This is a genomic window from Paenibacillus zanthoxyli JH29 (assembly GCF_000520715.1).
Taxonomy (GTDB): Bacteria; Bacillota; Bacilli; order Paenibacillales; family Paenibacillaceae; genus Paenibacillus_AQ; species Paenibacillus_AQ zanthoxyli.
Genome location: NZ_ASSD01000546.1, coordinates 1 through 4,774, shown reverse-complemented (window position 1 = coordinate 4,774; position 4,774 = coordinate 1). Strand labels below are relative to the sequence as shown.

Here is a 4,774-nt window from a genome sequence, read left to right as displayed (position 1 = left end):
GCTCTGCGGCAGCGGACGGCGGCTCCGTAACCGAAACGCGGCTCTCCCCGAACTCAGGCTCAGTGGTACCGCTTCCGTTCCGCTATCTCCTGCTGCCGTTCTTCATCGCCTCTGCGCAGGGCGTGCTCTTCTTCGAGCTTCCCCTTTCCCAGACCCGTAACGGAAGCGACGGTATCCTTTCGACGGGCATCCTGCTCTCACTGCTTAGTCTAGGTGCGCTTGTCACGCTGAGCATGCTGTTTCTGAACCGTCTATCCGTGCTCTTGCGGATCGGCGCGGCGCTGCTCGGTATGGCGCTCTGCTTCTTCGCACTCGCTGCTGTTCCCTCCATTCCTCCGGCGGTTGTCCTATTTCTGCTTGGCACCGCCAAAGGAGTGCTGTTCCCGGCAATGGCCTCGCTGTTCATCGGCATCAGCGGCCCCGGACGTATGGGGCGGATTTTCTCGCTCCAGTCGATCGCGACCTCCCTCGGCGCCTTCGCCGGACCCGTCGCTGCCGGACAGCTCCGGGGGATGGTCTCGCCATACTTCATTGCCTTTCTGCTGATGATGACGGCGCTGCTCCTGCTTCCGGCTTTCGGTTCGGGCAAACTTTCCGCCTATCATCCGGATTGGAACGGCCGGGCGGCCTGACACGAACACCGCCAGCATTCTCCCCAAAAAGCATGATGTCTGCTTCATATATAATGGGCAGGGATACAAACCCGGTGGATGAATTGACATATAATACCGTGTAGTTAAGAATCCACTGCGAAAGAGAGTTGAACTGTAAATGTCCAATCCTTGCTGTCCTAAACCTATTGTCGCTCCATGTTGTCCTACTTCTGCCGGTATCATTCTGGTTCTCTTCATTCTGCTTGTTATTATTCTTAAAACTTGTTGGAGCTAGATGTAGTACCCAGCCGCTTCTCTTCAAAAGCGTAAATACCGCGCAATCACCCGGACCGCCATTCGCGTCCGGGTGATTGTTCGTGGAATAATTTGAAACCTATTCTGTAATTCAACACGTGAATATACGACATTTCCCGGGGAATGAATACAACCCTGACGCCATGCTATTAAAAATGACAAACGTTAGGTAATATATAGTTAAGCCTGTACGCAATCCGGCATTTTGTGCCATGCGCTTGCACTATTCGGACGGAGGTGGCGCCACAATTATGTCCATTTCTATTATTGTCGAAGGCAAGAATGACCGCAGCCGTCTGCGGCGCCTCCTAAAGCCGGAAGTCGACATTCTGTGCACCTTTGGCACACTCAATACGGTTAAGCTTGAGACTCTGCGCAAGCAAGTCGGAGACAGTGAAGTCTATCTCTATATGGATAACGACAGCTCCGGCAAAAAAATACGCGGCGTTCTCCGCGACGCCTTCCCGGACGCAGAACATATCTATACCCGCCGGGGTTACGCCGGAGTCGAAGGCACTCCCGATGAATACAGCATCACGCAGCTTGAGAAAGCGGGATTGGAAGAATTCATTATCTACCCTGATCCGTCTCCTTTTTAGGCAAAAGCGCCTTTTTACGCTTCTACCTCTCATAATCTTGAAAGGAAAAAGCGAAAGGCGCTTTTCTAACAGCCGTATCATATTCTGCACTACTCGCGGGCCAGCTTTTTCACGGCGTCGGCCAAAAATTCCGGCGTAACCCGGTCTGTATCGCTGGCATTGTATAGTGCACGCAGACGGTTCTTCCGGTCCACAAGCCCGATCAGGTTCGCGTGGGCGAAATTGTCCTTGTTGTTTCCGGCAATCAGAATTTTGAAGGAACCTGCTGCCAATTCCCGAACCTTTTCCTGATCCCCTCGCAGAAAGTACCAGCCGGCATAATCGGGGTGGAAACGGTCAGCGAACGTCTTGATCGCTTCGCGCGTATCGTTCTGCGGATCAAATGAGATCGACAGGAAGGCCGCGTCTTTACCAAAACTGCCGTCCTTAATGAGCAAATCCTGTACCTGCGACAGAGCGAAGGTCGTGATCGGGCACACATCCGTACACTGGGTAAAAAAGAAATAAACTAACCGCACCTTGCCTTCCGTATCGGATAGCGTAACGGTGTCACCGCTTACATTTTCAAGGGAGAAGTCCTGCACTTCCCCGATAACCGGCAGTTTTCCCGCTTGGAAAGCCCAGGAGCTTACGACCAGATAGGCCGCCATGGCCAGCGCAAGCAGAAGCAGAAGCCAAGTCCATTTATACCGCGTCAGGATGTGCATGATCTTCTCCCTTCATTATCCGTGAATCGTATTGAGCACCAGCGCAATCAGGCTGAGAGTCAAATAATTAATGGAAAAGAAGAAATTCTGTTTCGCCCAGGCGTCGTCATCTTTAGCCTTCAGACCTTTGAGCGTAAGATAAAGCCAAGTCAGAGAAAGCCCGGCGGAAACAATCAAATAATAGATGCCGGCATATCCATACGCATACATGAGCACCGAAACCGGAACGAGCAGCGCGACGTAGGGTATCATCTGTATTTTGGTCCGGCGTGTACCCTTCACAACCGGAAGCAGCGGAAATCCCGCATTCCGGTATTCTTCCTTGCGCCGGATGCCGAGCGCCCAGAAATGAGGGGGCTGCCATAGGAACAGCATCGCGAACAGCAGCCAGGCGCCAAGATCAACCTTGCCCGTCACGGCAACATAGCCGATTACCGGAGGCATCGCACCGGAAATCGCGCCGACCGAAGTACTCCAAGTGGAGGTCCGTTTCAGCCAAAGGGTGTATACTATAACATAGACGAACATGCCAACGATTCCGAACAGCCCGGCCAGAATTCCGGAGAAAAGAAACAGCGCGGCCAGGCCCAGAGTGCCAAGTCCCAGAGCATAAAGCAGAACCGTATTCGGCTTAAGCCGCCCGGTCGGCAGTCCGCGCTTCTTGGTCCGTTCCATTTTCATATCCAGATCGCGGTCGAAATAATTATTAAACACACAAGCCGAAGCCATAACAAGCATGGTACCGATCAGGGTCAGCAGCAGCTTGCCGTAGTTAACCTCCCAACCGGAAGCCAGCCAGAAGCCAGCAAAGGCGGCAATCAGATTCGACCGGATGATGCCTGGCTTGGTTACCGTAATGAAATCGCGCCAACTGGCCCGCTCAGCTTCAGGGGGGAGCTTGGCGGACATAGCCGCGGAATCGGAAGAGGCTTGATATCTCCATTGATTATTCACGTATTTGAATTCCTCCTTTATGTTCAGTCTGTAAGACAGAACGAACTTGCAAGCCTGTTTATCAGCTCTTATTGATAAATTTCAGTCTTCCGCTGTTAACTTTATCATAACAAACCACAAAATACTTTGACAATCTTTGACCAAGATGTTCATTAATTTGACAACTGCGTGACGTAAATAATTCTTTTCGATATAAATATTAAGATGATAAAATGGGTAGTTATTAATAGAGAACTTCCGTGCAAAGGAGATCTGCACTATGGATACTGCTACACACTTCGTTATGGGTTTTGGTCTTGCCGGGCTCTCCTTCATTGATCCCGCCGTCAGTTCTCAGCCAATGCTGTCAGGCGCCGTTATGCTGGCCACCGTTATCGGCTCGCAGGCCCCTGATGCCGACACCGTCTTGCGCCTTAAGAGCAACGCGGTGTATATTCGCAATCACAGAGGGATTACGCACTCCCTTCCTTTTTTGCTCCTCTGGCCCGCCTTGATTACCCTTGTGCTCAGTCCGATTTTCGGTCTGAACGACATCCGTTCCATCGGCCATCTTGCCCTCTGGAGCTTTATTGCCGTAGCCCTGCACGTCTTCACCGATCTGTTCAATACCTACGGCACTCAAGCGGCGCGGCCAATCACCGAACGCTGGATCGCGTGGAACATTATCCATATTTTCGATCCGTTTATTTTCGGCAGCCATGTTGCGGCCATCGCGCTGTGGATCACCGGCATCGTTCCCCCGGCGCCTTTGTTCGCCTCGCTGTACACCATCATCGTCCTGTATTATGTTTGGAGGACTGCCGCCCATTTTCGGATAACCCGCAGCATCAAGGCCAAAGATCTACACCATGAACCCGGAGAGAAATATATCCTGATCCCGACGATAACGCCAAGACGGTGGAATGTCGTTAAGACGAGACAGGATGGCAGCTATTATGTCGGCCAGCTTAACTACGGGCGCCTGGAATGGCTCAAGCACGCAGTCAACTCCCACCATCCAGCTGTAGAACGTTCCAAGTCCCATCCGGATATTCAGGCTTTCCTGTACTTCACTTCCTATGCCATCGCCGAGGTGGAGGAACTGCCTTCAGGTTACATTGTACGCTGGGGGGACGTCCGTTATTTGCACCGGAAGCAATTTCCGTTTGTCGCCGTTCTGGTCATGGATCACCAATATCATGCGCTTCAGACCTATGTAGGCTGGCTCAGCAGCGAGAAGCTGGATGAGCGTTTCGCGATTGAACCCGGCTCGATGAAAGTATAGCTTCGGGCTGCACCGGTGGCTGGATAGCGTCAGGCTAACTGGCTGCTGCCCGGCTCTCTTGTCCCTAAAACAAATCCCGGAGCATGAGTGCTCCGGGATTTGCCGCTTATAAACGCTGAATATGCTCAGAAAAGTTTAACAGCATCCTGATTTCATAATAATATAGACATATACTCGGCGGCCGCTATTACCTGACCGGAAGCGGCTTAAATCCGCCGTGAAACGAAAGGAGTCATCCCTTGAGCAAAGGACTCTCGCTTTGGTTTGCGATTTCTTCCATTCTTTTGCTTGCCGCGGCTTCAATCACCATCAGCTACCGGCCATGGGCCGCGCTGCTGCTGG

General features: G+C 52.1%; 4 protein-coding genes and 1 pseudogene. 3 read left to right on the top strand and 2 right to left on the bottom strand.

Annotated features, from left to right (window positions below; all coding sequences use genetic code 11):
* Both L691_RS33050 and L691_RS0121260 read left to right on the top strand, forming a co-directional pair.
* Positions 1-632 (top strand): annotated as a pseudogene (locus L691_RS33050) (MFS transporter); the annotation flags it as partial.
* Positions 633-1,159: 527 nt separating this feature from the next.
* Positions 1,160-1,507 (top strand): toprim domain-containing protein, encoded by a 348-nt coding sequence (locus L691_RS0121260; RefSeq protein WP_025692351.1) that lies wholly within the window; start codon positions 1,160-1,162, stop codon positions 1,505-1,507.
* Positions 1,508-1,596: 89 nt separating this feature from the next.
* Here the strand turns inward: L691_RS0121260 and L691_RS0121255 are convergent, their stop codons facing one another.
* Both L691_RS0121255 and cyoE read right to left on the bottom strand, forming a co-directional pair.
* Complete coding sequence (locus tag L691_RS0121255) at positions 1,597-2,214, bottom strand: SCO family protein (RefSeq protein WP_025692350.1); 618 nt, start codon at positions 2,212-2,214, stop codon at positions 1,597-1,599.
* Positions 2,215-2,229: 15 nt separating this feature from the next.
* Entirely contained in the window at positions 2,230-3,123 is an 894-nt protein-coding gene (gene cyoE, locus L691_RS0121250) for a heme o synthase (protein ID WP_051459425.1), read from the bottom strand.
* 304 nt (positions 3,124-3,427) lie between these two features.
* On the opposite strand from cyoE, the gene L691_RS0121245 reads away from it, so the two are divergent.
* Positions 3,428-4,432, top strand: coding sequence for a metal-dependent hydrolase (locus tag L691_RS0121245; protein WP_025692348.1), 1,005 nt, complete (start codon positions 3,428-3,430; stop codon positions 4,430-4,432).
* Positions 4,433-4,774: the final 342 nt, after the last annotated feature.